Genomic DNA, 25,269 nt, shown 5'->3' with positions numbered 1-25,269 from the left:
CCCGCGCCGGCGCGGTCGTCCAGTCCACCTTCGCCTTCTTCGAGGCCGGCGCGGGCGGCTACCACGAGACCTTGGAGGAAGCAAACCACGACCTCTACGAGTCGTTCGAGGGCGCGCTCGGCTTGGTCCGAACCGCGGCCGAGGAGGGCGGCGACGCCTACGGCGCGGCCAAGACCTACGGTCAGAAGGCGGTCGATTCGATGTACGCCGTCGTCGCCACCGCGGCCGCGGACGCCGGCCTCGGAGCCGCCGCGTCCGAGCGTATGAGCGGCGTCTTCCAGACGTTCGAGGAGGCCCGCGTCCACGAGGCATTAGAGGAGGCCGACCACGACGCCTACGAGGGATTCGAGGCGGCCCTGTCGGACTACGTCGCCGCGCTGGAGGACGGAAGCGAGGTCGACGCCGCCGCGGAGGCGTACGCGACGGCGACCGCCCGCGCCCAGTTCGCAGTCGTCGGCGAAGTCGGGAAGGCCCCCGCGGCCGGGAGTGCCGATGAAAGCGGCTCCGCGGACACGTCACTCACCGGCGGTCTGAACGTCGTCGAGGGCGTTCCCGAGGACGCCGACCACGCGGTGAAGATGAGCGCCGTCGCGTTCGAACCGGCGGAGCTGACCGTCTCCGTCGGCGACACGGTCGCCTTCGAGCACGCCGCCGGCGAGGCGCACTCGGTCACGGCCTACGGCGACGACCTCCCCGAGGGCGCGGCGTACTGGGCCTCCGGCGGCTTCGAGTCCCAAGAGGCGGCCGAGACCGGATGGGGCGAGGGGAAGGGCGCGGTCCAGTCGGGCCAGTCCTACGTCCACACCTTCGAGACGGCCGGCGAGCACGCGTACTTCTGCGTGCCCCACGAGGCCGCGGGCATGACCGGAACCGTCGTCGTCGAGGAGTAACTCAGCTCTCGTCGCGCCCGGTCCGCCCGAGCGCGACGAGCACGAGGTAGCCGACGAACCCGGCGGCGAACAGCAAGACGGGAATCGCGAAGGGGCCGAACGTCTCGATGAGCCCGTCCACGGGACCGAGTTGAAGCATACCCGAGCCACGGCCGCGCCGCGGATAACGTTCCCGGCGAGCGGTCCCGTCGGTCGTCGCGGGCGCTCGTTCAGGGCGACGCCGGGCGCTCACTCGTCGTAGGCGCTGTCGTCCACGTCCGGGTCTGCCGCGTCCGCGTCCGCGACGTCGTCGGTCACCGTCCCGCCGGCCGCGTCGCGGGTGCGAGCCGGTCGCCGGACCCCGCCGTTCGAGAGTCCGGCCGCGGGCGACTGCCGGGTCGCCTCGGCGTCAGCCGAGTGGACGTGGACGTCCCGCTGGGGGAACGGAATCCCGATGCCGGCGTCGTTCAGGCGCTTGTATATCTCGCGGTTGAGGTTGTGCGTCGCCTTCCCGCGCTTGAGCGGGCTGTTGACCCAACAGACGAGTTCGTACTCCAGCGCGTCGGGGCCGAACCGGCGGAGCCGCGGCCGCGGCCGGGGGGTGTCGAGGACCAGCGGCTCGTCAAGGGCGATGTCGGTCAGGAGTTCCTCGAACTCGTCCACGTCGGTGCCGTAGGCGACGCCGACCGGGACCTTCAGCCGGCGGCGGCGGTTCGGCGCGGACTCGTTGATGATTTTGGCGGCGTTGAGCACCGAGTTCGGCACCGTCACGAGCAGTTCGTCGCGGGTGAGAAGCGTGGTCGAGCGGATGCCGACCTTGACGACGGTGCCCGCCTCGCCGGAGTCGAGGACGACGTAGTCGCCGATTTTGTAGGTGTCGTCGAAGTACAGCGCGATGCCGCCGAAGAAGTTGGCGACGGTGTCTTTGGCGGCGAAGCCGACGGCGATGCCGGCGATGCCCGCGCCGGCGAAAAGCGGCGTGATTTCGATGCCCCAGATGTACAGCAGCGCGCCGATGGTGCCGACCGAGACCACGATGGTCCAGACGTTCGAGAAGACGGGCGCGAAGTCGTAGCGACTGCCCTTGTCCTTGACCGCGTCGACGAGGCGGTTGACGAGGCGGTTGAGCGCCCACGCCCAGACGACGATGCCGACGGATAGCGACGGCAGGCCGAAGAAGTCGTTGAGGACGCCCTCCTCGACGACGAGCGCCTCGGCGACCGCCGGGGCTCTGGAGAACAGGAAGACGCCGGCCAGCGAGACGGTGACGACGATTGGCCACCGAAGCTCTTGGACGACGATGTTGTCCAGAGAGGTCTCGGTTCGGCTGGTGTACCGAAACAGGAGGCGGATGACCACCTTCTCCATGACGAACGCGCCGCCGACGGAGATGAGAAGCACGAGGGCCGTCACCTCAAGCGCCGACAGGCCCGAGAGGAACGACGAGAGGTGTTGGCTCATGCCGCGGAAATCGCGGCCACCGGGGATAACGATTGCTCCGCTGACGGTCGCGGAGGCCGAAAGGTTTTGTTCGCCGGGGGCGCGAGGGCACACCAGATGTACCGATTCGGTCACTGGGGCGTCTCGCTCCTCGTGTTCGCCCCGCTCGGCTTCGCGCTCGTGCAGGCCGGCCGCCCGGAACTCGCCTTCGCCGCCGGCGCGGCGATGTGCTGGCTGGCGATGCTCCCCGACTACGACATGCGCGTCCCCGGCATCTCCCACCGCGGGCCGACCCACACCGTCCTCTTCGCCGCCCTCGTCGGCGGCGTCGGCGGCGGCGGCGCGTACCTCCTCGCCAGCAACGCGGGCCAACCCGAGACCGTGGCGACGACGTTCGGCGCGTTCGGCTTCGCCGTGGGCGCGCTGACCATCATCGCGCACCTCTTGGCCGACGCGCTCACGCCGGCCGGCATCCGCCCCTTGTGGCCGCTTTCGTCCCGGAAGTTCACGCTCTCGCTTTGGACCGCGGACAACACCGTCGCCAACTACGGCCTGTTCGCCGTCGGCGTGTTCGCCGTGGCCGCGGCGGCGTACCTCTCGGTCGCGCTCTGAGCCCCGGCACTCGGAACGGCGAGCGCCCCTCGAACCTGAGGAATCGTTAAGGTCTACCCGAGAGACCGGGGACGCATGGACGACGACGCCATGCGCCGCTTCCCGGTGCCCGACCGCGACGACCTCCCGGACGACCTGCGCGAGCGCATCGACGACGAGACCGAGCGCGCCGGCTTCACGCCGAACGTCTTCGCCGCGTTCGCGTACAAGCCCTCGCACTTCCGGCCCTTTTTCGAGTACCACGACGCCCTCGTCGAGGACACCGACCTCGAACGCCACGAGGTCGAGATGATAATCGTGGCCGTCTCCGGCGTCAACCACTGTTACTACTGCAACGTCGCCCACGGCGCGCTGGTCCGCATCTACGCGAAAGACCCGCTGCTCGCGGACCAACTGGTCGCCAACTACCGCACCGCCGACATCCCCGAGAAGCACAAGACGATGCTCGACGTGGCGGTGAAACTCACCGAGTCGCCCGTCGAGGTCGGCGAGGACGACCTGCAGCGACTCCGCGACGCCGGCTTCTCCGAGGAGGCGGTCTGGGACATCGGCGCGGTCACGGCCTTCTTCAACCTCAGCAACCGCATGGCGATGTTCGCCGACATGCGGCCGAACGAGGAGTTCCACACGCTCGGCCGAGAGCCGCGCGACGACTGACTCGGAGGGTAGTAAACAGTACCACGGTCTGTGGTAGCAATCGGCGGAATCCTTATGGCCGATAGCGGTGCATTTCGACACGCAATGGCGAAAGGTAAGGTTGCATTCTTCAAGTCCTCCGGCGGCTACGGCTTCATCGAGACCGAAGACCACGACGACGACGTGTTCTTCCACATGGAGGACATCGGCGGCCCCGACCTCGAAGAGGGTCAGGAAGTGGAGTTCGACATCGAGCAGGCCGACAAGGGCCCGCGAGCGGTCAACGTCACGCGACTCTGAGTCCGGCGCGTTCCGCCCGACGACGACTCGACAGCGAACAGAGTTCTGCATTTTCACCCCGCCAGCCGCGGCGTTCGCGGTTCGCGGTCGCCGGCCTCGGTCGGGTCGTGGTCGCTCGTCGTCGCTCCGGTCGCTCGCCTCAGAGCGTTCCCGCTCGGCCCATCCGCCGAATCTCGTCGGCCCGCGCCCGGATGGCGTCCCACTCCTCGTCGTCCTTCCGGTCGACGTGGGAGTACATGAGTCCCATCCGACCCGTCCCCCGGAGGCGCTCTTCGTTCTCCTTCAGGAAGTCCCAGTAGAGCGCGTTGAACGGGCAGGCGTTCTCGCCGGTCGTCTTCGACACCGCGTAGGGACACGACGAGCAGTAGTCGGACATCTCGTTGACGTAGTTCCCCGACGAGGCGTAGGGCTTCGACGAGAGCACGTCGGTGCCGAACGAGCCCATGGCGACCACGTTCGGCGTCGTCACCCAGTGGTACGCGTCGACGAAGCCGAGGTGGAACCAGCGGTCGAGTTCCGCCGGGTCGACCCCGTAGACGAGCGCGAAGTTCGAAAGCACCATCAGGCGCTCGATGTGGTGGGCGTAGCCGCGGTCGCGGACGTGACCCACGGCCTCCGAGAGACAGCGCATGTCCGTCTCGCCGGTCCAGTACGCCTCCGGGAGCGATTCGGTCTGGTCGAGTTGGTTCGCCGCGGCCAGTTCGGGCATCGACCGCCGGTAGACGTGCCGCACGAACTCCCGCCAGCCGAGGACCTGCCGGACGAACCCCTCGGCGCTGTTGAGCGGGGCGTCGCCCGTCTCGTAAGCTTCCTCGACCGCTTCGACCGCCTCGCGCGGGTGGAGCAGGCCGAGGTTGATGGCCGCCGACAGCAGGGAGTGACAGAGCGCCCACTCGCCGTCGACCATCGCGTCCTGATACGGGCCGAACTCGGGAAGGCGGACCTCGACGAAGTGCGACAGCGCCTGTCTCGCCTCCGCGCGCGTCACCGGCCAGCCGAACGGCTCGGGCGACCCCCACGCGTCGGGGTAGCGCTCGCGGACGAACGCGATGACCTCGCGCGTCGTCTCGTCGGGTTCGAATCGCGGGGCCTCGGGCGGCGTCCACCCCTCCGGCGGCGTCTCGCGGTTCCGGTCGTCGTAGTTCCACTCGCCGCCGGCGGGGTCGTCGCCGTCCATCAGGACGCCCGTCTCCCGGCGGACGTGCCGGTACCAGCGTTCCTGTCGGTAGCTGTCGGCGTCACCGGCCCAGTCGTCGAAGTCGGCGGGCGTCGTGAGAAACAGGTCGTTCTCGACGAGCGTGAGCGACCCGCCGCGGGCGGAAACGAGTTCCCGAAGCCGCTCGCCCGCGCCGTGGCTCGGCGGGTCCATCACGACGAGGTCGTCGCCGGCCGCGGCGTCGAAGTAGCGGTCGAGCCCCTCGCCGAACGTCTCGGCTTCGACGTACGTCACCTCGTAGCCGCGGTCGCGGAGGTCGTCGCGGAAGTGCCGCATCGCCGAGAAGACGAGCGCGAGCTTCTGGGGGTGGTACCGAAGTCGGTCGCCGAAGGCGTGCGCCTCTATCATCAGCACGCGGTCGTCGGACTGGAGCGGCGCGGCCGACGGGTCGAGTTGGTCGCCGAGGACCCAGACGGTCATAGGCGTCCCTTCGGCGGCGGCAAAAAGAGCGTGTCGGCCAGTCGATGGGTTAGCGACGCGACCCCGGTTGCGGGTCGACGTGCGCGGGCGCGAGCAGGTCGTCTATCGGCTGGTCGTCGAGCCACGACAGCAGGTGAACGAGCTGGTCGGTCGCGGCCTCGAACAGCTCTTCGCCGGCCTCGGGCGACGCGTCGGTCTGGTCGCCGAAGACGCCGTTTCCGGAGTTCTCGACGGCGTCGTAGAACGTCCGCGCACCGTGCTCGCGGAGGTGGTCGTCGCTCAGGTCCGGGACGCCGCCGTCGCGGGCGGATTCGAGTTCGCCCTCGCGGACGAGGTCGCGGGCGATATGCATAATCATCGAGGTCTCCTTCGGCCCGCCGTGGGGGCCGGGGTGGTCGAACAGGTCGGTCACGAGGTCCGGAATCGACTCGTCCCACATCCACTCGATGGCGTACATGGTGCCGTCGTCGCGGAGGCGGCGGCCGACCTCCCGGAGGTACTGGACGTTGCCGCCGTGGGCGTTGACGAACACGACCCGGTCGACGCCGTGGTACGCGAGGTTGCGCGTCATCGACTCCACGTAGTCGCGGAACTGCGGCGGGTCGACCCACATCGTCCCGTGGAACTGGCGGTGGTGGGGGCTGACGCCGACGTTGACGGTCGGCGTGCAGAGGAAGCCGGTCCGGTCGGCCGCCTCGCGGGCCAACGCCTCCGCGATGAGGTGGTCGGTTGCGAGCGGGAGGTGCGGGCCGTGCTGTTCCGTCGAGCCGAGGGGGACGACCGCGAGCGACGACTCGGCCACGTAGTCGCCGAGTTCGGGCCACGTCTGGTCCGCGATGTACATGGGCGTCACCAGGCGACGACGCCTAAAGAAAGGTGCCAAAGGGGAAATGGACTCCCGGAGCGCGCCGGCTCAGTCCCGCTCTTGGGACCGCAGTTCGATGCGCCGAATCTTCCCCGAGGAGGTCTTCGGCAGTTCCGCGACGAACTCGATTTCGCGCGGGTACTTGTACGGGGCCGTCTGCTCTTTCATGAACGCCTGTAACTCCTCGACGAGGTCGTCGGAGCCCTCGTAGCCGTCGATGAGGACGACGAACGCCTTGACGATACTGCCGCGTTCCTCGTGGGGGCTGGCGACCGCGGCGGCCTCGGCGACCGCCTCGTGGGAGACCAGCGCGTCTTCGACCTCGAAGGGGCCGATGCGGTAGCCCGCCGAGATGATGATGTCGTCGGCGCGGCCCTCGAAGAAGAAGTAGCCGTCCTCGTCGCGGGAGGCGAGGTCGCCGGTGCGGTAGTAGTCGCCCGAGAACGTCTTCTCGTCGAGGTTCGGCTTCTCGTAGTAGCCGTCGAAGATGCCGGGACAGCCGACCGGGACGGCGATTTCGCCGATTTCGTCGACGCCGACCACCTCCTCGTTCTCGTCGATGATGGTCGTGCCGAGGCCGGGCGTCGGCTTGCCCATACTGCCGGGCTTCACGTCGATGCCGGGGTAGTTCGTGAGGAGCGCGACCGTCTCGGTCTGGCCGTAGCCGTCTCGCGGGATGACGCCGAACGCCTCGCGGAACGCCTCTATCGGCTCGCGGTTGAGCGGTTCGCCCGCCGACAGCGCCTCGGTCAGTTGCAGGTCGTACGAGCCGAGGTCGCGCTGGGCGAACATCCGGTACTGGGTCGGGACGGCGCAGAGGCGGGTGACGCCCTCTTCTTCCATGATGTCGAGGAACGTGTCGGGTTCGAAGTCGCCGCGGTAGACGAACTGGGTCGCGCCGGTCGTCAGGCCGACGCCGACGGGGCTCCAGAACCACTTGGCCCAGCCGGTGCCGGTCGTCGCCCAGAGCAGTTCCTCCGAAAGGTCGTCGTCGGCCGTGACGCCCCACCAGTAGGGGGCGTTGACGAGTTCGAAACACCGCATCCAGCGGTGGCGGTGGCGGACCGGCTTGGGCTGGCCGGTCGTCCCCGACGTGTAGTTGATGGACATCGGGTCTTCGGCCCGGAGGTCGGGGCCGTCGTGTTCGGCGGACGCGTCGGCGACGAGGTCGGAAAAGGAGGTCCAGCCGTCGGCGTCGTCGGCGTCACCGCCGAGGACGACGAAGTTCGAAAGCGGCGTCTCGTCGCGCACCTCGTCGACCATGCCGACGAGCGACTCGTGGACGACGGCGGTCGTCGCCTTACAGTCGTTCGCGCGGAACGCGATGTCCTTGGGCTTGAGCATCGAGGAACTGGGGACGAGAAGCGCGCCGCGCTTGAGCGCGCCGAGTTGGACGGCGAACACGTCGGGGTCGCGGGGGAGGAGGTGGATGAGCCGGTCGCCCTTCCCGACGCCCATGGATTCGAGCGCGTTGGCGAAGCGGTTCATGTCGTCGCGGAGGTCGCCGTAGGTCCGCTCCTCGCGGCCGCCGTCGGCGTCGCGGAACTTCAGGGCGACGCGGTCGCCGAAGGCGTCGGCGTGCGATTCGATGACCGCGGGGATGTTGTACCCCTCGGGGATGTCCCACTCGAACGATTCCGACTCGGCCGCGTAGTCGACTGCCATGGCTCGACAGACAGAACAGACCATAATAATTGTTCGTCCGGGTTGTGCGAGGGAGCCGCGCCGTCAGGCCATCGGCGAGCCCTCTTGTGGGCCCTCGTCCGGCGCGCTCACGCTCTCGTCGCCGTCGTCGCCGGACTCCCCGCGGAGCGCCAGCGCGAACGCGCCGAGCCCGACGAGGAGGACGACGAATTCGAGGACGCCCCCGAGCGGGACGAAATCGAGGACGGCCAGCACGAACAGGCCGGCGAACAGCGCGACCCAGCGGTTGTCGTAGTCGGCGAGCGACAGGAGCCACGTCCCGAGGACGAGCGCGCCGTAGATGCCCGCGACCCAGAGGACGAGCAGGAAGCCGACCCCGCCGGCCAGCGAGAGCGGGATGCCCACGATGGTCAAAAGCAGGAGCAGGAGGACGATGGGTACTGCGACGATGGCGAGCAGGCCGACGCCGCCGCTCCGCACGGCCTTCTTCGTTCCGAGACCCGTCACGCGGCGGGCGAAGTCGGGGGCGACGAGGACGATAATCGCGCCGACGACGAAGTTGGCGAGGAGCCAGTAGCCCGAGACCACCCAACCGGGGATGACCGGGCCTTCGAACTGGCCGACCTGGAACGGCGTCCCGGCGACGACGGGCGCGGCGACCGCGAGGTCGTCGACCTGTCGCACGCCGCCGTCGACGACGGCCGCGGCGTCGACGGTCGCGGTCGCGGCGTCGTATTCGAGCGACCCGCCGACCCGAGCGGTCGGGCCGACCGCGAGCTCTTCGGCCCCGACGCGGACGTTTCCGTCGACCGCGCCGTCGAGTCGGACGGTGCCGCCGGCGGCGTCTAACGACCCGTCGATGACGGCGGTGTCGCGGACGAACACCGCGCCGCCAGCGAGGCTCACGTCGCCGTTGACGGTGCCTTCGAGGGTCGCGGAGCCCGCGACTGCGTCGAGGTTCCCGTTGATGACGCCCGTCTCCGTCACGAGGACGGTCCCGGCCGTCGCGGACACGTCGCCGGTTACCGTCCCGGCGACGACGACCGTGCCGCCGACCGCGTCGAGGTCGCCGTCGAAGGTCTCGCCTTCGTCGACGACGACGGCACCGCCGGCTGACGGTCCCTGTTGTGCGGCCGCGACGCCCGCGAGCGACCCCACCACGAGGAGGCTCACGAGGAGCGCGACCAGTTGTTTCGCTGTGAACATCGGAATCACCGAGGCTACGCCTCGGATTAATGATACGACGCCGGAGAGCATAAACCGAGACAGACGGTTTCAGACGCCGGGAAACGGCCTGTTCGCCTGACTGTCAGCAATCGCCGCTCGGGCGCGCGGACGCGCTCCGGCTGTCGGCCCGGTTCCCCACCGAAGCTACCGCTTGGTCCACCTTTTTGCCGACTCGCGAAGATGTTCGAGCATGGAGTACACGACGCTCGGAGACACCGGCATGGAGGTCTCCCGAATCTGTCTCGGCTGTATGAGCTTCGGCACGCCGGAGTGGCGCGAGTGGGTCTTAGACGAGGAGGCGGGGCTCGAACTGGTCGACCGCGCCATCGAACTCGGTATCAACTTCTTCGACACGGCGAACATGTACTCGAACGGCGAGTCCGAGCGCGTCCTCGGGAAGGCGCTTGAGGGCCGCCGCGACGAGGCGGTCGTCGCCTCGAAGGTCTACTTCCAGATGGACGACGAGGACCCGAACTCCGGCGGTCTCTCGCGGAAGGCCATCGAGCAGGAACTCGACAACTCGCTTTCCCGCCTCGGGATGGACAGCCTCGACCTGCTCCAGATTCACCGCTACGATTACGACACGCCCATCGAGACGACGATGCGCGCGCTCGACGACGCGGTTCGGCGCGGCAAGACGCGCTACGTCGGCGCGTCGTCGATGTGGGCCCACCAGTTCGCCGAGGCGCAGTACACCGCCGACTCGCTCGGACTCGACCGCTTCGCCACGATGCAGAACCACTACAACCTGCTGTACCGCGAGGAGGAGCGCGAGATGCTCCCCCTCTGCGAGAAGCAGGGCGTCGGCGTCATGCCGTGGTCGCCGCTCGCCCGCGGCTACCTCACCCGCCCCCACGAGGAGTTCGAGGCGACGACCCGCGGCCGGACCGACGAACACGCCAAGGGCCACCCCTACTTCGAGGGCGGCGGCCGCGAGGTGAACGAGCGCGTCGAGGAACTCGCCGACGAGAAGGGCGTCAAGATGGCGCAACTCGCCCTCTCGTGGGTGCTCCACAAGGACTGGGTCGACGCGCCCATCGTCGGCACCAGCAGTATCGAACACCTCGAAGACGCGGTCGAGGCCCTCGACATCAAGCTCTCGGACTCCGACATCGACTACCTCGAAGAGCCCTACCGGCCGGTCCGCGTCTCCGGGCACGAGTAGGCCCAAGGGAAACAGCCTTCAGCGCCCGCAGCGAGGGACGACCGTGTACGGGACACTCGCTCGAATCGCCCGCGACGAGCCGGAGACGGCGATTCTCGGCGTCGAGTCGGTCCTCGCGACCGGCGTCCTCCTCGGCGTCGCGCTGACGCTCGTCTCGTCGCTCGCGCCGACGCTCCCGCTCGCCCACGTCGGCTTCGCGCTCGCGGCGGCCGCGACGTTCCTTCTCACGGCCGTCTCGCTTCTGGCCGCGTCGCGGCGAATCGCCCTCCTCCTCACCGGCCGCGGCGGCCTGCGAATCGAGACGTTCTGGCGTCTCCTCGAACTGCTGCTCGCGTTCCTCGTCGCCGGTATCGTCGCCTTCGCGGTCCAGCTCGGCGCGTTCGCGGCGACCGTCCCCGACCCGCGGGGCGGCGGCGTCTTCGTCGGCCTGTTTTTGGCGTTCGTCCTCGCGGGCGTCGGCCTCGCCGTCGTCGTCTGCCTCCGCGGGATGTGGCTCGTCGTGAACGCCGAGCTTCAGTCGGCGCTCGACGGCGTCTGACTCGCGTCGATGCCGTCGAGTCGCTTCACCGCCCGGAGCGCGACGACGGCGATGGCCACCTCGGCGAAGCCGACGACGAGGAACGACGGGAGGTAGCCGACCACGTCGGCGACGACGCCCCCGATGAGGAAGCCGGCGAGGAAGCCGAGGCTCCCGAAGACGTTGAAGCCGCCGAGGGCCGCCCCGCGCTCGCCCGAGTCGGCGAGGTCGGTGACGAGCGCCATCGTCGCGGGCGCGACGAGCGCGCCGAAGACGCCGACGACGACCATCAGCCCGGCCGCGAGTTCGAAGGCGGGCGCGACGCCGACGGCGACGATGGACACGCCGTAGAGCACCGACCCCGCGACGACGGGGACGAACCGGCCGACGCGATCGGACAGCGAGCCGAGGGGGTACTGCAGGAGCGCGAAGGGGACGAAAAAGAGCGCGAGCACCCCGCCCGCGACGGCGGCGTCCACGCCGAACGCCTCGCGGAAGTAGTACACCCCGACGAGGGCGAAGAAGCCGGCGGTCATGCGGTCGATGAAGCCGAAGGCGTACGGGACCGCGAACGCCGGCCGGGCGGCCAGTTTCTTGAGGACGACGCCGACGCCGACGCGAGTCGAGTCGGGCGTCCGGTCGGTGACGGTCGTGACGAGCAGGGCGACGGCGGTGAGCGACGCGGCCGACGCGTACAGCGGCGCGAGGGGGTCGATAGTCGTGAGTTGGCCGCCGACGACCGAGCCGAGCGCCGCGCCGAGGCCGATGGCGATGCCCGCCGCGCCCATGTTCCGGCCGTTGCCCCCCGAGAGGTCCGCGAGCATCGTAATCGACAGCGAGAACGCGCCGATGGTCATCGCGCCGCCGACGAGGCGGACGGCGAGCACCGCGCCGAAGGTCGCGTCGAGCCACGGGAGCGTCGCGAGCGCGAGGAGCGCGACGTAGCTGGCCGCGCCGCCGAGCGCGCCCGCGACGATGAGCCACGTCCGCCGGCCGAGCGCGTCCGAGAGCGCGCCCCAGACGCTGGAGAAGGCGACGAACGAGGCGAACTCGGCGACGAGAAACAGCATCCCTGCCGAGAGGTCGTACTCCCCCCGTCCGCCGCCGAGGGCGGTCACGAGGTCGGAGACGCCGGGGTAGAGGAGCACCTGCGAGACGAGGACGCCCCAGACGGCGAGGGCGAGCGTCGCTCGTTCGCGGCGCGTCGAGTCCATACGGGGTCGGTCGGTCCGGACGAAAATAGCCCTGTCCTTGTTCGATTCGGTTGCCGTTACCCGAGGCGGACGGGGTCGAAGTCGAGGAAGGCCGTCTCGTAGCCCTCGTGGCGGGCGACCTGCGGCGGCACGTCCACCGCGAGGTCGACGGTCGCGTCGTCGCCGGCGAGCCCCGGCACCGACGCGCCGTAGTGGAACCCGATGTCGGCGTCGAGGCCGGGTTCGAGGCGGCCGTCGAAGCGGGTCGACCCGCCGGACGCGACGGTCGCGGTGAGGCCCAGTCGCGGGACGAGAAGCCGGTTATAGGGCGTCAGCGGGAAGACGGCGAGGTACGGGTCGTCGCCGAAGCGGTCGGCGTCGAGGGCGGTGCCGACGAGTCGGAGGCTCCCGGTCGTCGCGGCTCCCAGCGCCGTCCCCGGAAGCGTCTCGGGGCCGCGGCCGAGCGGGAGACCGTCCGTCTCCATCGGCCTGACCGCGCCGGGGTCGCCCTGCTGGTCGTCGAACATCGTGTACGGGAGGTCGTCGCGGTCGCCGGAACTGTACTCGAAGTCGAGCGTCGCGGTCGCGGGCGACTCGAATCGCCCGGCGAGGTCGCCGAACAGGCGCAGGGAGGGCACGCCCACGTCCACCGTCACCTCGTAGGTGCCGTCGCCGTCGAGGCCGAAGTTCGAGCCGTAGTGGAAGCCCATCCGCTGGGAGAGCATCGCGTAGACGACCTCCTCGCTCACGAGGTCGCCGTCGCGGGCGATTTCGATAGAGAGTCCGGTGTCGGGGACGACGACGCCCGTCTCGGGGTCCCAGACGGACGCCATGAGATGCACGTCGTCGCCGGTCTCGACTGATGTCCGCGACGTGCCGAAGCCGTCGCCCTCGTCGGCCATCACCCAGAAGCGGTGGGGATAGCTGTAGAAGACGCCCACCCGGAGGTCGCCGGCGTCGGCGGTGCCGACCGTGCGCATCCCCTCGGTGTGGGTGGGGACGTACACCTCGTCGGGGCGGTCCGAGACGACCGGCGGTTCGCTCGACGTGTAGAGCCGGCCGAGTTCGGCGAGACAGCCCGAGAGCCCGGCGGCCGCGGCGGTCCCGCCCGCCGCGAGGAACCGACGCCGACTCGTCATGCCTCCCGGAGCGCGGTGAGGTCGTCGATGAGCGTCTGTTCGTCCGGCTGGTTGCCGCGGTAGGTCCGCTCGACGTAGCCGTCGCCGTTGACCAGCGAGACGAGACCGAGGTGGGTGAACATGTAGTTGCCCTCGTCGTTCGGCTCGTTCTTCTGGAAGAAGACGCCGAACCGGTCTTCGACGACGGACTTCGCCTCGGCCTCGTCGGCGGGGCGGAGGAAGTGCCAGTTCCCCGTGTCCATGTCGACGTTCATCTGGTCGGCCTCCGCGCGGAAGGCGTCGGCGTCGTCGCGGGCGGGGTCGAACGTGATGGGGTAGAACGACACCTCGTCGGCGTAGCCCTCGCTGACCGAGTGGATCTGGACCTCGCGGAGCGCGCTGATGAGGACCGGACAGACGGTCATGCAGTTGGTGAAAAAGTACGTGTGGAAGTGCGGCCCGTCGATGTCGCGGACCGACACCTCGCTCCCCGCGATGGGGTCCGAAAGCGTCACGTCGGGGACCCGCTGGCCCCACGCCGGGTACGGGAGGTCCTCGCTGGACACGTCGTTCTCGCGGTCTGGCTTCGACAGCGACACGTTCGGGTTGGCGTCGCCGCCACCGAGACAGCCCGCCAGCCCGACGGCCGCGCCCGCCCCGGCGGCGCGGAGATACGTACGTCGTTTCATTACCCTCGCTAGCGCCCCGGTACTGAAATGCCGTTTGGTGTGCGTTTCGAACGCCAGCGCGCGTGTTCTCGTTCCGCACGACCGAGGGTGAAAGCTTCGACGCACACACCAGAACGGACTTCCCCGGGAAGTCCTTAGCCGAGGTATGTTCGACGGGTCTCCGTCCCGCCGGGAGTTCCTGAAGGCCGCGGTCGCCGCGGGCGGCGCGGCGGCGCTGTCCGCCTGCCTCGACAGGGCACCGGACGACCCCGTCCCGGCGGGGACCGACGCGTTCGAGACGCTTCCGAGCCGACAGCACGCGTGGAACGAGTTCTGCCGTGAGGACGACCACGGCAACGCCGAGATGCCCAGACATCAGGTGCTCCTCTACCTCGACCTCGACGGCGAGGGGCCGCCCGACGAGTCCGACCGCGAGACCGTCGAGCGCGCCTTCCGCGTCCTCGACCGCGCCTACGAGCGGAGCCACGAGGGCGTCATCTGGTCGGCCGCCTACACCCCGCGGTACTTCGACCGCTTCGACGACCCGCTTCCCGACAGCGTCGACCTGCCCGAACCGCGGGCGCTGTCGCCGTTCGAGACGCCCGACTTCGACCGGCAGGACGCGCTCGTCCACCTCGCGTCGGACCGCGCCGACGCGGTTCTCGAAGCCGAACAAGCCCTCCTCGGCGAGACCGACGAGGCAAACGGCGTCGCCGTCGCCGCCGACCTCTCGGGCGTCTTCTCGGTCGCCTCCCGGCGGACGGGCTTCGTCGGGGCCGGACTCCCCGCGGAGCACCAGTCCGACCTGAACGGCATCCCGGACGGGAACCCCGTTCCCGAGGAATCGCCGCTGTTCATGGGGTTCAAAGCGGGCTTCGCCGGGAATCAGGCCACCGAAGCGTACGTCACCATCGACGAGGGGCCGTTCGCGGGCGCGACCACGAAACACGTGGCGAACATCCGCCAGCGCCTCTCGGACTGGTACGACGAGGAGGACCGCTACCACCGGGTCATGAAGCTGTTTTCGCCCGCGCACGCCGAGCAGGACCTCGTCGAGGGCGTCGGCGACAACCTCGGCGACGACAGCGGTATCGACGCGATGCTCGACAGCCTCCGCGACGACGCCTTCGAGTTCGGGCACGTCGGCCACGCCCAGAAGGCCGCCCGCGCCAACCGCGACGAGGAGGGCAACGTCAGACTCCTCCGCAGACACTTCGAGTCGGACGACGACGGCGTGGCGAGCCTGCACTTCCCGTCGCTCCAGCGCGGTATCTCGGCGTTCGAGGAGGTCCGCGAGGCGATGAACGGCACCGACCTGACCGACGTGCCGACCGTCCGCCAGCGCGTCAACAACGGGATTTTAGAGTACATCTTCGTCAAGCGCCGCGGCAACTTCCTCGTGCCGCCGCGGCGGCTTCGAGCGTTGCCGACGCCGACCGGCGAGGTGCCGGGGCTGGAAGACTGAGTCGAGCGCCTTCGGTTACGTGTTCAGCCAGCCGCGCCCTCAGACGTGTCCCAAGAACGACAGCGCCAGCCAAATCTGCCAGAGACCGGCGAGCACCATCGCGACCGCGGCGACCTTCTGAATCCATCCGACGTAGCCCGAAAACAGACGGGCGAGCCCGTCGCCGAGCGCGGCCGCGACGGTGACGACCGCAAGCGGGAGCGCCGCGGCCGCGGCGTAGGCCCCCAGCGAGAGAACGGCCTGCCCGGTCGGGAGCGCGAGCGACTGGGTGACGACGCCGAGGAAAATCGGGACGACGCAGCCGGCCGCCGCGAGGCCGTACACCCCGCCGAAGACGGCGAAGCCGGTCACGGACGACCGGTACTCCGGGAGGACGACGTGGAGGCTCGGCGCGCGACCCGTGAACATGAGGACGCCGAAGCAGACGAGCGCCGCACCGACGAGCGGTTCGAGGAGCGCGAGATGCGAGGCGATGCGGCCGCCGACGACCGCGAGCGCGCTCCCGATAGCGCCGAGGACGACCAGCGCGGCGAGCGAGGCGACCGCCCCGCGGACGACCGCGCCGCCGAGGTCCGACTCCTCGCTGGAGAGGTAGTAGCCGACGTAGCCCGGGAGAAGCGGGTAGGCGCAGGGCGCGAAGAAGGTGGCGACGCCCGCGCTGACGGCGAACGCGAGCGTGCCGGCGAATCCGGGGTCGAGTCCCAGCGCGGGACCGAGACCGAACCCGGGCATCAGGCGACGTCCTCGACGGCCGCCCGGAGGTTCTCCTCGCTGGCGAGGCCGCGGTGCGTCCACGCTATCGACCCGTCGGCGTCGAAGACGACGAGATACGGGAGGCCGTTGGCGCGGACCGCGCGCATCAGGTCGCTGTCGGGGTCGTGGCCGACCGTCCAGTTCCCGTCGTGTTCGGCCCACCAGTCGCGGATATCGTCCATCGTGAGGCCGCCGCCGAGGCGCTCGTTCGTCACCGAGACGAACGCCACGTCGTCGCCGAACTCATCGTGGAGCGCCCGAAGCGACTCCATCTGGGCGACGCAGGGCGCACACCACGTCGCGAAGAGGTCGAGGACGGTCGGCGTCCCCTCGGCGGGGATTCGAACCTCGCCGGCCGACGACCCCCGTGCGTCGACGGTGTCGACGACGAGCGGGAGGTCGCCGGCCTCGGACGACGCCGTCGCTGAGGCGGTCTCGGTGCTCTCGTCGGCGGCTCCGGCTGTCGCCTCGGTCGTCTCCGGGGATGCCGTCCCGTCGCCGAGACAGCCCGCGAAGCCGGCGACGCCCGCGCCCGCGAGAAGAGAGAGGAGGGCGCGTCGTCTCACCGGGCGTCACCTCGTCGGAGTCGGGACCGCGGTCGCGTCGTGTGCATACTCGTGGCTAGTGACCCCCGCCGTAAAGCGTCGCTGGTGTCGCGCACGAATCCCGCGCGGGAGGTGGTGCGGGCGTCGAATCGTGCGATTCGCGTCCGGTTACCGGGCGTTCTCGACGGCGCTCTGGAGGTCGGACCACCGCGGGGCGACCTGCTCGCCGTCGACGAGGACGGTCGGCGTGCTCTGGAAGCCGCGCTCGTCGACGGCATCGGTTCGTTCGGCCTCGATGAGCGGGCGGTAACGCTCGCGAGCGGCGGCCGCGGCGACAGAACAGCCGTCGAGGTCGGCGTCGTTCGCGAGCGACTGGAGCGTCGACAGCGAGCCCTCGGCGTCGCCGCCGCCGAACTCCGACTGGTTCTCGTAGAGCGTGTGGGCGAAGTCGAAGAACGTCTCGTCGTCGGCCTCGTCCTGAGCGGCGCGGGCCGCCGAAGCGCCCTTCCACGACCACCAGTCGTCGACCGGAATCGGGAAGTCGTGGTGGCGGTAGCGGACGACGCCCTCGGAGACGTACTCGGACCGGAGTTGCGGAGCGACGTCGACCGCGAAGGTCGCGCAGTGGGGACAGGCGAAGTCCTCCCAGACGTCGACGACGACGCTCGCGTCCTCGGACCCGATGACGGGCGTGGGGAGGGAGCTGACCGCGTCGCGTTCGGGGACCTCGCAACCGATGGCGGCGACGGCGTCGTCGCCGGAACCGCCGCTTCCGCCGCCGAGGCACCCGGCGGTGCCCAGCGTCAGCGCACCCGCCGTGGCGGCGAGATACGCGCGTCGTGTGTTGCGCATGGTCGGCCTCGGGGGCGAACGAACTTAGATTCTCCGAGGCGAATCGCGGGGTTTCGGAGGTGCTTGCCGCTTCCCGTGGTTCGATTCGGGAATCGACGCGGCGCGGCGGCCGCCGGTCCCGATCCGGTTTCCGTCGTCCCACAAACGACACTGATTAACCCCCCTGCGGCGTCCCCTCACACGTGCCAACCGTCCACTTCCGCGGCCGGGAAATCGAGTGCGACCGCGGGGACGTCCTCCGCGACGTGCTCCGCGCGGCCGGTGAGTCGCCGCACAACGGTCACTCGTCGTGGTTCAACTGCCGCGGCGGCGGCTCCTGCGGTACCTGCGCCGTCGAGGTTCGCGGCCCCGTGACCTACCGGACGAAAAAGGAGCGCCGCCGGCTCCGGTTCCCCCCGCACGACCCCGACTCGGGGCTTCGACTCGCGTGCCAGACGGTCGTCCTCGGCGACCTCTGGGTGGAGAAGTACCCCGGCTTCTGGGGCCAACACGTCGGAGACGACGAGAGTGACGACGCCGAAGCGGAAGACGAACGAGACGCGCGAGGGACGACCAACTGAGCCGGCGGCCCGGTCAGTCGCCGGCGACGTGGTCGTACCACGAAAGCAGGTCGTCGCGGTCGCGGGTGTCCGCCGGGAGCTCCGAGACGCGGAACCACCGCGCGGCCGATATCTCCTCGTCGGGGTCGTTCACGCTGAGTTCGGCGGTCTCGTCGGCGCGGGCGCGGTAGACGGGCATCACGCCCCACGTCTGGTGGCCGTCGCAGCGGATGTCGATTCGCGTGGCCATCGCGAGGCCGCCGTAGTCGGCGCTGATGCCGGCCTCCTCGGCGAGTTCGCGCCGGGCGGCCTCGGTGAAGCCCTCGTCGCCGTCGACGCCGCCGCCGGGGAGGACCCAGAGGTCGACGCCCTCGTGGCGGACGAGCAGTATCTCGTCGTCGCGGCGGCGGACGACGGTGTGGACGCCGTAGGGCGTCCCCGTGGACTTCACGCGGGAGGCGAGCGTCCGAAAGCGGGGGCGGGAGACGCGGCGGGTGTGGACCGGTTCGAGGTAGTCGGCGTCGGCGTGGCTCCGGCGCAGGCGGTGGTAGGCCTGCTCCGCGCGCTGTCGCGCCTCGTCGGCGAGGAACCACAGGTCGTCGACCGTCATCGGCGCGCGGCCGGCGGTCGATGTGCGAGCGGGCGACTCGGCATACCCCACGGTTCGGCGCGGCTCCACAAATCGGCTTCGACACGCGCCGTCCGCGGGGGAAGCGGCGACTTCGCTGCCAATCATCGCCCTTTTATCCGGTGGCGCGGAACCTGTGCGTATGAGCTTCGAGAAAGACGACAAGGTCGTTCTGCACGACAAGCACAGCGAGTTCGACGGCGAGACCGGCACGGTCACGCAGGTCATCGAGAGCATGTTCGGCGAGCCGACCTACACCATCAGCTTCGACGAGGGTCAGGAGGTCGGCATCGCGCAGGACCAGCTCGAAGCCGCCGACGGCGACGACGACGAAGCCGACGAAGAGTAAGCGACCGACACCGACCGACGCCTCTCAGACCCACTATGCCACGCGTTCCGTTCCACTACATCGACCTCCGGACGTTCTGCTACGAGACGGAAGACGAAAAACGGGTCGAGGAGGCGCTTCGGACGTTCCTCCCCGACGAGTTCGACGTCGACCGCGTCGAGAGCACCGGCCACCACGGCGACCGCATCATCGTCTTCTCCGCGCGCGTCGAGCGCGCGAACGACGTGCGGCACGTCCTCGCCAAGATTCGCGACCTCCCCGACTTCGAGACGCTCCTCGACGAACTCGACCAGCGCGTCACGGACAACACGGAGTTCTTCCTGCGGTTGGACAAACAGGCCGCGTTCAAGGGCGAGGCCCGCCGCGGCGGCGGCCTCACGCTCCGCGCGAAAGTCGAGGCCTACCCGGCGAAGAAGGAAGCCGCGGTGGAGAACGCCCGCGAAGCCCTCCTCGGCGACGAGTAGGGTCGTCCGAAGTCGGTCGAATTCCCGCGGTGAACTATTCTACGCGTCTTTCCACTTGATGGAACAGCCCTGCGAGGGGTACTCCTCGACGGGGATGTCGTCGCCGGCGAGAAGCGCCTCGACGGCCGTGCGCATCTCGTAGTCGGTCACCTCGTCGTCGGGGCTCATCGCGTCGTCGATGCGGGAGTGGAACGCGAGTTCGAAGTCGTCGCCGGTGTTCTCGAAGAGGAACGGGTCGGGTGTGCAGACCGCGCCGTACTCGGCGGCGACCGCCTGTGACTCGTCGCGGAGATACGCGGTGTACCCAATCGTGCCGTCCTCGACGAGTTCCTGCATCCGCTCGAAGGAGTCCTCGGGGCGGTCCTCGGCGTCGTTGGGGTTGATGCCGACGACAGCGAGGTCGTCGTAGGCGCTGGCGAGGTGGTTCAGTTCCTCGAACTTCGCCTTCGCGTACGGACAGTGGTTACACGTGAAGACGAGGAGGAGGGCGTCGTAGTCGGCGAACGACGAGAGGGAGTACGTCTCTCCGTCGGTGCCGGGGAGTTCGAAGTCGGGCGCGGCGTCGCCGCGTTCGAGCTCGGAGTCGGATTCCAGGAGTACCATGCCGCCACGTTGGCCCGCGAGCATGAAAAGCGGTTGGCCCGCGGCAGTCCCGCGTCGGCGTCGGCGGCCCCGGGACGCCCGCTCAGTCGAGGGAGACGAGGGCGATTGCGAGGACCGCGAAGCCGATGCCGGCGACCTTGCGAACCGTCAGCGGCTCGCCGAGCGCGACGATGCCGACGACCGACGAGACCGCGAGGAACATCCCGAAGATTGGGGCGACCACGGAGACGGGACCGAGCGCGAGCGCCCGGTAGTACGCGAGGATGCCGACCGCGAGGCAGACACCGGCGGCGAGGACGTAGGGGAGGTTCGGGCTGACGACCGAGTCTGTGACGCGCTGGCCGGAGACGACGATGACCCCGGCCGTCGCCACGACGAGGACGCCGTTGGCGACCAACGCGGCCACGTCGCTCGGGATTTTGTCCTGTCCGGTCGTCGCCACTTTCATCAGCGGTGCGACGAGCGAGTAGGCCCCGAGCGCGACGACCGCCCACGAGATGTAGTTCACGGATAGAACGCGGCCCCGAGTCGTGTATAGGGTTACGATTCAGCGCCGAGTCGGCGTGAACGAGCCGTGATAACACGGAGACGGGCCAGTGAAACCATATTTAGAATCAGGTACATACCAATACCATATATAGACAAACGACAACCCATTCGGCCATCAGCCAAATTTTTATCAAGTATTGCCTCGTAATGGTGTGTATGTCCCAGGAAGTACAACCCTCGGTCATCGCGCACACGTGGGACGACCCGACTCGGTGTCCGTTCTGTCTCGACGAACTGGAGAGCGAAGGGGAGGGGTTCATGGACCACCTCGAAGAGAGCCCCATCTGTCAACAGGGGTTCGGCATGTGGCGCGATGCGGTCGCCGACGACGTTCGCGGCGAATGGTCCGGATAGGCGGCCAAAAACGGTTGTTTTTCGCGGTGCGGTCGGTTCACTCGGGAGCGACGCCGAGTTGCGACAGCATCGACATGATGTCGGTGCTGTTCCACTCTTCGACGCACAGGCCGCCCTCGTAGCGCGCCTGCACGATACCCCACGTATCGAGTTTCCGGTGGGTCGCCGGGATGTCGCCGCGGGCGCTCCGGAGCGTCCCGTCGTGGGTGCCGGTCAGTCGATACCGGCCGTAGACGCTGTCATCCCGCGCCGTCACGTCGAACAGTTCGACGTGGAAGTCGGAGAAGGCGTCGTGGTACCGCCGCGCCCACTCCTCGACCGCGTCGGTCCCGATGATTCCCTCCGGGTCGGAAAACGCGTGGACCTCGACCAGCGGGTCGTACTCCTCTCCAATGACCTCGTACTCGCGTTTGTTCCACAGTTCGTCCGCCACGCGCATGAACGAGTCTCGGTGCTGTTGTTCTCTCTCGGATGTTGCTGCCATTTCCACCACCGTTCGGAGAGACGGCCGACAGCGGCTTAGTTATGGGTTCTTGGCATCACGAACGTCGCCGGAGAAGGGAATCGGGATTCAGTCTCTCGCGACCGCGAAGTGTCAACGGAACTATCACCGTGGGGACGGAATCGTGGGGTATGTCCGCTGCTGTCTCGCCGATTGCGGTGTTCGTTCCGGCGCTCGTCTTCGGCGGCGCGGGGTTCGCGTTTCTGGGGCCGTTCGGTGCCGGGTTCGGCGCGGCCGTCGGCATCGCGCTCGGGGTGCTCGTGGGTCGAGAAGACGAGTACTGAACGCGAGGAGCGGCGAGTAACCGAGCACGAACGCGCCGCCGTCAGTCGCTCGGGGCCGTCTGCGGCCGCCGCGCCGACCCGTCGACTCGCCCGAGGAGCCACCGCGTCAGCCCGACCGAGAGCAGGCCGAGGACGGCGACGACGCCGAAGGTGACGCGGACGCCCGCGAGTTCGATGAGCGCCCCGAACGCCGGGGGCGCGACGGCCCCGCCGAGCGAGATGCCGACGGTGACGACGGCGAAGTTCTTCCCGAGGTCGGCGCGCTCGGAGAGGCGGTCGGCGAGCGTCGAGCGCGCGGGGCGAGAGACGCTGATGGTTCCGCTCAGCGGGAGAATCAACACGACGAGCGCGAGCGGGAGCGACCCGCTCGCAAGGAGCGTCGCCAGCCCCGCGAGCGCGGCGTAGCCGCCGAGGGCGACGGTGCCGGGGCCGACCCGGTCGGTGAGCGCGCCGCCGACGAGAATCGTCCCCGCGCCGACGACGAGCATCGCCGAGACGAGGAGGTTCGCCGTCCCCGGCGCGAGGCCGTAGCCGGCGGTGAGCAGCTGCGGCGCGTACGTCCGGATGCACCACGCGGCCGCCGAGGTGAGAAACGAGAGGACCGTGAGGCCCAGCAGCCCCGACGACGAGAGGAGTTCCGACGCGCCCCGCCGAATCCCCGCGAGCGTGGGGCGCGACGACGGGCGGTCCTCCGCCGCCGGCTTCCGGATTCGCTCGGGGAAGCCGCGGGCGACCGGGAGCGCGACGAGCGCGAACGCCGCGCCGAAGACGGCGATTCCCGCGACGGTCCAGCGCCAGCCGAGGCCGAGCGCGCCGACGCCGGCGGCGATGGCGTACGAGACGGCGAAGCCCAGCGACCCGCCGAGGGCGTGCAGCGAGTACGCCCGCCCGCGGTTCGTCTCCGAGGAGGCGGTCGCCAAAAGCGGGTAGTGGGCGGGGTGGTGGCCCGCGATGCCGACGCCGAGAAGCGCCTGCGAGGCGAGGAGCCACGAATACGAGGGCGCGAGCGCGGTGGCGACGATGCCCGCCGCGCCGGCGACGAGCGAGATTGCGAGGACGAGCGTCCGACTCCGCGCGTCCGAGAGGTAGCCGAAGGGGAGTTGCAGGAGCGTCACGACGCCGCCTTGGACGCCGATGGCGAGGCCGACGGCGGCGATACTCACGCCGAAGTCGTCGGCGACGAGGCCGATAACGGGCGCGAGCGCGACCAGATACGCGTGGTTGACGACGTGCGAGCCGGCGACGAGGCCGACCACGCGGCGCTCCTGTGTCTCCGTCACACCGGTCAATGGGGGGTGATTCGTGAAAAGCCCGCGGTCCGCGGCGACGTTGGTCCGAGACGCCGGTCAGCCGCCACCGCGCCGCTCGCCGCCGAGCCGCGCGCCGAGCCAGAGGTCGGCGAACGTGTCGAAGAAGTCCGCGCCGGTGTCGACGAGTTCGCGCTCGATGCCGAGCGCCTGACACCGCTCGTCGACCGCCGCGAGATGCGATTGGAGTCGGTCGGTGTACTGTCGGGCCGCCGACCCGCCGAAGTAGGTCCGGCGGGTCGCCTCGGACTCGGGGTCCTCGAAGATGGCGTCGCCCGTCGCCTCGGGGCCGAGTTCCTCGGAGGTGAGCACCTGCGCGACGAGCACGTCGTTCCGCGCGAGCGCTGCGAGGCCGGCGGCCACGTCGTCGGGGTCGAAAAGCAGGTCGCTCACGACGACCACGAGCGACCGCGAGTGGATGCTCTCGGCGTAGGTCGAGAGCGCCGCCGTGATGTCGCCGTCGCCGCCGGGCGTCGTCTCGTTGAGGTGCTCGACGAGCCGGAGCACCTCGCCGCGGCTCGACGCGTCGGTGTCGATGCGGTCGGGCAAATCGCCGAGGAGCGAAAACCGGAAGTCGTTGTTCTCCTCGGCCGTCAGGTGGCAGAAGCCGAGACCGAGCTTCGCGCCGTACTCGAACTTGTTCGCGTCGGCCTCGCCGAAGTCCATCGACGCCGAGGCGTCGAGGAGGACGTGGACCGTCAGGTTCCGCTCGGCCTCGAACCGCTTTATGAACAGCTCCTCGGTCCGGGCGTACACCTTCCAGTCGATGAGCCGCGGGTCGTCGCCGGCGGCGTACCGGCGGTGGTCGCTGAACGTGAGCCCCTCGCCCACGTCCGGCGACTCCTGTTCGCCCTGCCGTCGGGCGTTCGAGACGCGCTTCAGCGAGGTGTCGAAGCGGTCGAGTTCGTCGAGGAAGCCGGGGTCTATCATCCGTCGGTCACTCGTTCAACAGCCGTTGAATCACGTCGTCGGGCGACAGCCCCTCGCGCTCCGCCCGGAAGTCGAGGATGACGCGGTGTCTGATGACCGGCGGGGCCATCTCGACGACGTCCTCCCACGAGACGTGGGTGCGCCCGTGGACGAACGCCCGCGCCTTCGCGGCGAGGACGAGCGCCATGCTCGCGCGGGGGCTCGCGCCGAACTCGACCTGCTCGTCCTCGCGGGTCCGGCGGACCAGTTCGATGGTCCGGTCGCGGATGTCGTCGGAGATGGGAACCTGCCGGACCAACCGCTGGGCCGCGAGCAGGTGCGTCCGCGGCAGGACGCGCTCGACCTCGGGCGACGCCGCGCCCTCGGCGTACTGCTTGACGATGGTCCGCTCCTCGTCGAACTCGGGGTAGCCGACGAGAATCTTCATCAGGAAGCGGTCGGTCTGCGCCTCCGGGAGCGGGTAGGTTCCGCCCTGGTCGATGGGGTTCTGCGTGGCGAGGACGAAAAACGGGTCCGGAAGCTCGTAGGTCTCGCCCGCGGCGGTCACCTGCTTTTCCTGCATGGCTTCGAGGAGCGCGGCCTGCGTCTTCGGCGTCGCCCGGTTTATCTCGTCGGCGAGGACGACGTTGGCGAAGATGGGGCCGCGCTCGAACACGAAGTCCCGGCCCTCCGGCGTCTCGCGGATGATTTCGGTGCCGGTGATGTCCGAGGGCATCAGGTCGGGCGTGTTCTGCACGCGCGAGAACCCCAGGTCCGTCGCGTCCGAGAGGGCGCGCACGAGCGTCGTCTTCCCCAGTCCGGGGTTCGATTCGAGGAGCGCGTTGCCGTCGCAGAGGACGCAGACGAGGAGTCGCTCGACCACGTCGTGCTGGCCGATGATGCGCTTTCCGACTTCGTCTCTGACCGCGCCGACGCTCGCTTGGAGCTCCTCGATGCTGAGGTCGTCGTCTGTCGGGACCGCGGCCTCGCCGTCAACTGCGGTCTGCTGTCCGTCGTCTCCGGGCCGGTCTGGGTTGTCACTCATCTTCGTTCTCTCGTATCTCTAAGCTGTAGTCGCGAATCAGGTCGGCCTCTTCGAGCGTGTCGTCGGCGAGGTAGCCGGCGCGCTGGCTCTCGACGGCGCCGTCGCCGCCGTAGCCGGTCGAGTCGTAGGCCGCGGCGAGCGGGTCCCGCGTCGTCGGGCGAACCCGCCTCGTTGGCGGCGGCGTCGGCGTCATCGACATCGGCGTCGACGTCGGCGTCGTCGGGGGTCGTT

At 69.5% G+C, this 25,269-nt stretch carries 31 protein-coding genes and 1 pseudogene; 12 read left to right on the top strand and 20 right to left on the bottom strand.

Annotated features, from left to right (window positions below):
- Window positions 1–890: DUF5059 domain-containing protein (locus tag BN996_RS08670; RefSeq protein ID WP_139043127.1), on the top strand; the 890-nt coding region annotated here is incomplete at its 5' end.
- Window position 891: 1 nt separating this feature from the next.
- On the opposite strand, the gene BN996_RS20095 is transcribed toward BN996_RS08670, so the two are convergent.
- Window positions 892–1,029: a hypothetical protein gene (locus BN996_RS20095; RefSeq protein ID WP_167344120.1), complete on the bottom strand. Its 138-nt coding sequence runs from the start codon at window positions 1,027–1,029 to the stop codon at window positions 892–894.
- A gap of 89 nt (window positions 1,030–1,118) precedes the next feature.
- A complete protein-coding gene (locus BN996_RS08665) occupies window positions 1,119–2,330 on the bottom strand; it encodes a mechanosensitive ion channel family protein (protein WP_089778284.1) in 1,212 nt (403 codons plus the stop codon).
- A gap of 96 nt (window positions 2,331–2,426) precedes the next feature.
- Here BN996_RS08665 and BN996_RS08660 point away from each other — a divergent pair, with 96 nt between their 5' ends.
- The 3 genes from BN996_RS08660 to BN996_RS08650 all read left to right on the top strand — a co-directional run bounded on the left by BN996_RS08660 (window position 2,427) and on the right by BN996_RS08650 (window position 3,857).
- Window positions 2,427–2,921 carry a metal-dependent hydrolase gene (locus tag BN996_RS08660; RefSeq protein WP_089778282.1) on the top strand — a complete coding sequence of 165 codons (495 nt, stop codon included), beginning with the start codon at window positions 2,427–2,429 and terminating at the stop codon, window positions 2,919–2,921.
- A 75-nt stretch (window positions 2,922–2,996) separates the two neighbouring features.
- Complete coding sequence (locus BN996_RS08655) at window positions 2,997–3,578, top strand: peroxidase-related enzyme (RefSeq protein WP_050458946.1); 582 nt, start codon at window positions 2,997–2,999, stop codon at window positions 3,576–3,578.
- A gap of 84 nt (window positions 3,579–3,662) precedes the next feature.
- Window positions 3,663–3,857 carry a cold-shock protein gene (locus tag BN996_RS08650; RefSeq protein ID WP_004967996.1) on the top strand — a complete coding sequence of 65 codons (195 nt, stop codon included), beginning with the start codon at window positions 3,663–3,665 and terminating at the stop codon, window positions 3,855–3,857.
- 139 nt (window positions 3,858–3,996) lie between these two features.
- Here the strand turns inward: BN996_RS08650 and BN996_RS08645 are convergent, their stop codons facing one another.
- The 4 genes from BN996_RS08645 to BN996_RS08630 form a co-directional block, all read right to left on the bottom strand.
- Complete coding sequence (locus BN996_RS08645; RefSeq protein WP_089778280.1) at window positions 3,997–5,493, bottom strand: cryptochrome/photolyase family protein; 1,497 nt, start codon at window positions 5,491–5,493, stop codon at window positions 3,997–3,999.
- Between the two features lie 49 nt (window positions 5,494–5,542).
- On the bottom strand, window positions 5,543–6,337 hold the full coding sequence (locus BN996_RS08640; protein WP_089778278.1) for a creatininase family protein: 795 nt from the start codon (window positions 6,335–6,337) through the stop codon (window positions 5,543–5,545).
- 69 nt (window positions 6,338–6,406) lie between these two features.
- A complete protein-coding gene (locus BN996_RS08635) occupies window positions 6,407–8,023 on the bottom strand; it encodes an acetate--CoA ligase (RefSeq protein ID WP_089778276.1) in 1,617 nt (538 codons plus the stop codon).
- Window positions 8,024–8,086: 63 nt separating this feature from the next.
- Window positions 8,087–9,208, bottom strand: a complete 1,122-nt coding sequence (locus BN996_RS08630; protein ID WP_007273536.1) for a bactofilin family protein — start codon at window positions 9,206–9,208, stop codon at window positions 8,087–8,089.
- 211 nt (window positions 9,209–9,419) lie between these two features.
- Here BN996_RS08630 and BN996_RS08625 point away from each other — a divergent pair, with 211 nt between their 5' ends.
- Window positions 9,420–10,394: an aldo/keto reductase gene (locus tag BN996_RS08625; RefSeq protein ID WP_089778274.1), complete on the top strand. Its 975-nt coding sequence runs from the start codon at window positions 9,420–9,422 to the stop codon at window positions 10,392–10,394.
- A gap of 43 nt (window positions 10,395–10,437) precedes the next feature.
- Window positions 10,438–10,932, top strand: a complete 495-nt coding sequence (locus tag BN996_RS08620; protein ID WP_089778272.1) for a hypothetical protein — start codon at window positions 10,438–10,440, stop codon at window positions 10,930–10,932.
- Here the strand turns inward: BN996_RS08620 and BN996_RS08615 are convergent.
- From BN996_RS08615 to BN996_RS08605, 3 genes are read right to left on the bottom strand one after another with little or no spacing between them, the layout of a single operon-like run.
- Complete coding sequence (locus BN996_RS08615; RefSeq protein WP_089778270.1) at window positions 10,908–12,125, bottom strand: MFS transporter; 1,218 nt, start codon at window positions 12,123–12,125, stop codon at window positions 10,908–10,910. The genes BN996_RS08620 and BN996_RS08615 overlap by 25 nt on opposite strands.
- A 56-nt stretch (window positions 12,126–12,181) precedes the next feature.
- Window positions 12,182–13,243, bottom strand: a complete 1,062-nt coding sequence (locus BN996_RS08610; protein WP_089778268.1) for an iron transporter — start codon at window positions 13,241–13,243, stop codon at window positions 12,182–12,184.
- A complete protein-coding gene (locus tag BN996_RS08605) occupies window positions 13,240–13,911 on the bottom strand; it encodes an SCO family protein (protein WP_089778267.1) in 672 nt (223 codons plus the stop codon). The genes BN996_RS08610 and BN996_RS08605 overlap by 4 nt, the downstream gene beginning before the upstream one ends.
- A gap of 145 nt (window positions 13,912–14,056) precedes the next feature.
- On the opposite strand from BN996_RS08605, the gene BN996_RS08600 reads away from it, so the two are divergent.
- Window positions 14,057–15,355, top strand: coding sequence for a DUF7405 family protein (locus tag BN996_RS08600; protein WP_089778265.1), 1,299 nt, complete (start codon window positions 14,057–14,059; stop codon window positions 15,353–15,355).
- A 39-nt stretch (window positions 15,356–15,394) separates the two neighbouring features.
- Here BN996_RS08600 and BN996_RS08595 read toward each other — a convergent pair whose 3' ends face one another.
- The 3 genes from BN996_RS08595 to BN996_RS08585 all read right to left on the bottom strand — a co-directional run bounded on the left by BN996_RS08595 (window position 15,395) and on the right by BN996_RS08585 (window position 17,505).
- On the bottom strand, window positions 15,395–16,087 hold the full coding sequence (locus BN996_RS08595; protein ID WP_089778263.1) for a cytochrome c biogenesis CcdA family protein: 693 nt from the start codon (window positions 16,085–16,087) through the stop codon (window positions 15,395–15,397).
- Window positions 16,087–16,674, bottom strand: a complete 588-nt coding sequence (locus BN996_RS08590; RefSeq protein WP_089778261.1) for a TlpA family protein disulfide reductase — start codon at window positions 16,672–16,674, stop codon at window positions 16,087–16,089. The genes BN996_RS08595 and BN996_RS08590 overlap by 1 nt, the downstream gene beginning before the upstream one ends.
- A 147-nt stretch (window positions 16,675–16,821) precedes the next feature.
- Window positions 16,822–17,505: a DsbA family protein gene (locus BN996_RS08585; RefSeq protein WP_089778259.1), complete on the bottom strand. Its 684-nt coding sequence runs from the start codon at window positions 17,503–17,505 to the stop codon at window positions 16,822–16,824.
- 182 nt (window positions 17,506–17,687) lie between these two features.
- On the opposite strand from BN996_RS08585, the gene BN996_RS08580 reads away from it, so the two are divergent.
- Window positions 17,688–18,065: a 2Fe-2S iron-sulfur cluster-binding protein gene (locus BN996_RS08580; protein WP_089778258.1), complete on the top strand. Its 378-nt coding sequence runs from the start codon at window positions 17,688–17,690 to the stop codon at window positions 18,063–18,065.
- 13 nt (window positions 18,066–18,078) lie between these two features.
- Here the strand turns inward: BN996_RS08580 and BN996_RS08575 are convergent, their stop codons facing one another.
- On the bottom strand, window positions 18,079–18,654 hold the full coding sequence (locus BN996_RS08575; protein WP_089779889.1) for an NUDIX hydrolase: 576 nt from the start codon (window positions 18,652–18,654) through the stop codon (window positions 18,079–18,081).
- Window positions 18,655–18,814: 160 nt separating this feature from the next.
- Here BN996_RS08575 and BN996_RS08570 point away from each other — a divergent pair, with 160 nt between their 5' ends.
- The gene (locus tag BN996_RS08570) at window positions 18,815–19,021 is read left to right on the top strand and encodes a DUF1918 domain-containing protein (RefSeq protein ID WP_089778256.1); all 207 of its coding nucleotides are present in this window, start codon (window positions 18,815–18,817) and stop codon (window positions 19,019–19,021) included.
- 35 nt (window positions 19,022–19,056) lie between these two features.
- Complete coding sequence (locus tag BN996_RS08565; protein WP_004977322.1) at window positions 19,057–19,485, top strand: RNA-binding protein; 429 nt, start codon at window positions 19,057–19,059, stop codon at window positions 19,483–19,485.
- Window positions 19,486–19,524: 39 nt separating this feature from the next.
- Here BN996_RS08565 and BN996_RS08560 read toward each other — a convergent pair whose 3' ends face one another.
- The gene (locus BN996_RS08560) at window positions 19,525–20,088 is read right to left on the bottom strand and encodes a thioredoxin family protein (protein WP_089778254.1); all 564 of its coding nucleotides are present in this window, start codon (window positions 20,086–20,088) and stop codon (window positions 19,525–19,527) included.
- A gap of 82 nt (window positions 20,089–20,170) precedes the next feature.
- A complete protein-coding gene (locus BN996_RS08555) occupies window positions 20,171–20,596 on the bottom strand; it encodes an EamA family transporter (RefSeq protein ID WP_004968015.1) in 426 nt (141 codons plus the stop codon).
- 197 nt (window positions 20,597–20,793) lie between these two features.
- Here BN996_RS08555 and BN996_RS08550 point away from each other — a divergent pair, with 197 nt between their 5' ends.
- Window positions 20,794–20,991: a DUF7501 family protein gene (locus BN996_RS08550; protein ID WP_004063678.1), complete on the top strand. Its 198-nt coding sequence runs from the start codon at window positions 20,794–20,796 to the stop codon at window positions 20,989–20,991.
- A gap of 37 nt (window positions 20,992–21,028) precedes the next feature.
- Here the strand turns inward: BN996_RS08550 and BN996_RS08545 are convergent, their stop codons facing one another.
- The gene (locus BN996_RS08545) at window positions 21,029–21,475 is read right to left on the bottom strand and encodes an ester cyclase (protein WP_089778252.1); all 447 of its coding nucleotides are present in this window, start codon (window positions 21,473–21,475) and stop codon (window positions 21,029–21,031) included.
- 149 nt (window positions 21,476–21,624) lie between these two features.
- Here BN996_RS08545 and BN996_RS20090 point away from each other — a divergent pair, with 149 nt between their 5' ends.
- Window positions 21,625–21,777, top strand: coding sequence for a hypothetical protein (locus tag BN996_RS20090; RefSeq protein ID WP_167344119.1), 153 nt, complete (start codon window positions 21,625–21,627; stop codon window positions 21,775–21,777).
- Between the two features lie 41 nt (window positions 21,778–21,818).
- Here BN996_RS20090 and BN996_RS08540 read toward each other — a convergent pair whose 3' ends face one another.
- From BN996_RS08540 to BN996_RS08525, 4 genes and pseudogenes are all read right to left on the bottom strand, one after another.
- Window positions 21,819–23,057, bottom strand: coding sequence for an MFS transporter (locus tag BN996_RS08540; protein WP_089778251.1), 1,239 nt, complete (start codon window positions 23,055–23,057; stop codon window positions 21,819–21,821).
- 66 nt (window positions 23,058–23,123) lie between these two features.
- Window positions 23,124–24,014, bottom strand: a complete 891-nt coding sequence (locus BN996_RS08535; RefSeq protein WP_089778249.1) for a DUF58 domain-containing protein — start codon at window positions 24,012–24,014, stop codon at window positions 23,124–23,126.
- A gap of 7 nt (window positions 24,015–24,021) precedes the next feature.
- Complete coding sequence (locus BN996_RS08530; protein ID WP_089778247.1) at window positions 24,022–25,038, bottom strand: AAA family ATPase; 1,017 nt, start codon at window positions 25,036–25,038, stop codon at window positions 24,022–24,024.
- A pseudogene (locus BN996_RS08525) lies at window positions 25,031–25,259 on the bottom strand (DUF7502 family protein); the annotation flags it as partial. The pseudogene BN996_RS08525 and the gene BN996_RS08530, both read right to left, overlap by 8 nt.
- Window positions 25,260–25,269: the final 10 nt, after the last annotated feature.

Source organism: Haloferax massiliensis (assembly GCF_001368915.1).
GTDB classification, from domain to species: domain Archaea; phylum Halobacteriota; class Halobacteria; order Halobacteriales; family Haloferacaceae; genus Haloferax; species Haloferax massiliensis.
Note: the sequence above shows the minus strand (reverse complement) of the source record. Positions and strands in the feature narration are given on the sequence as shown.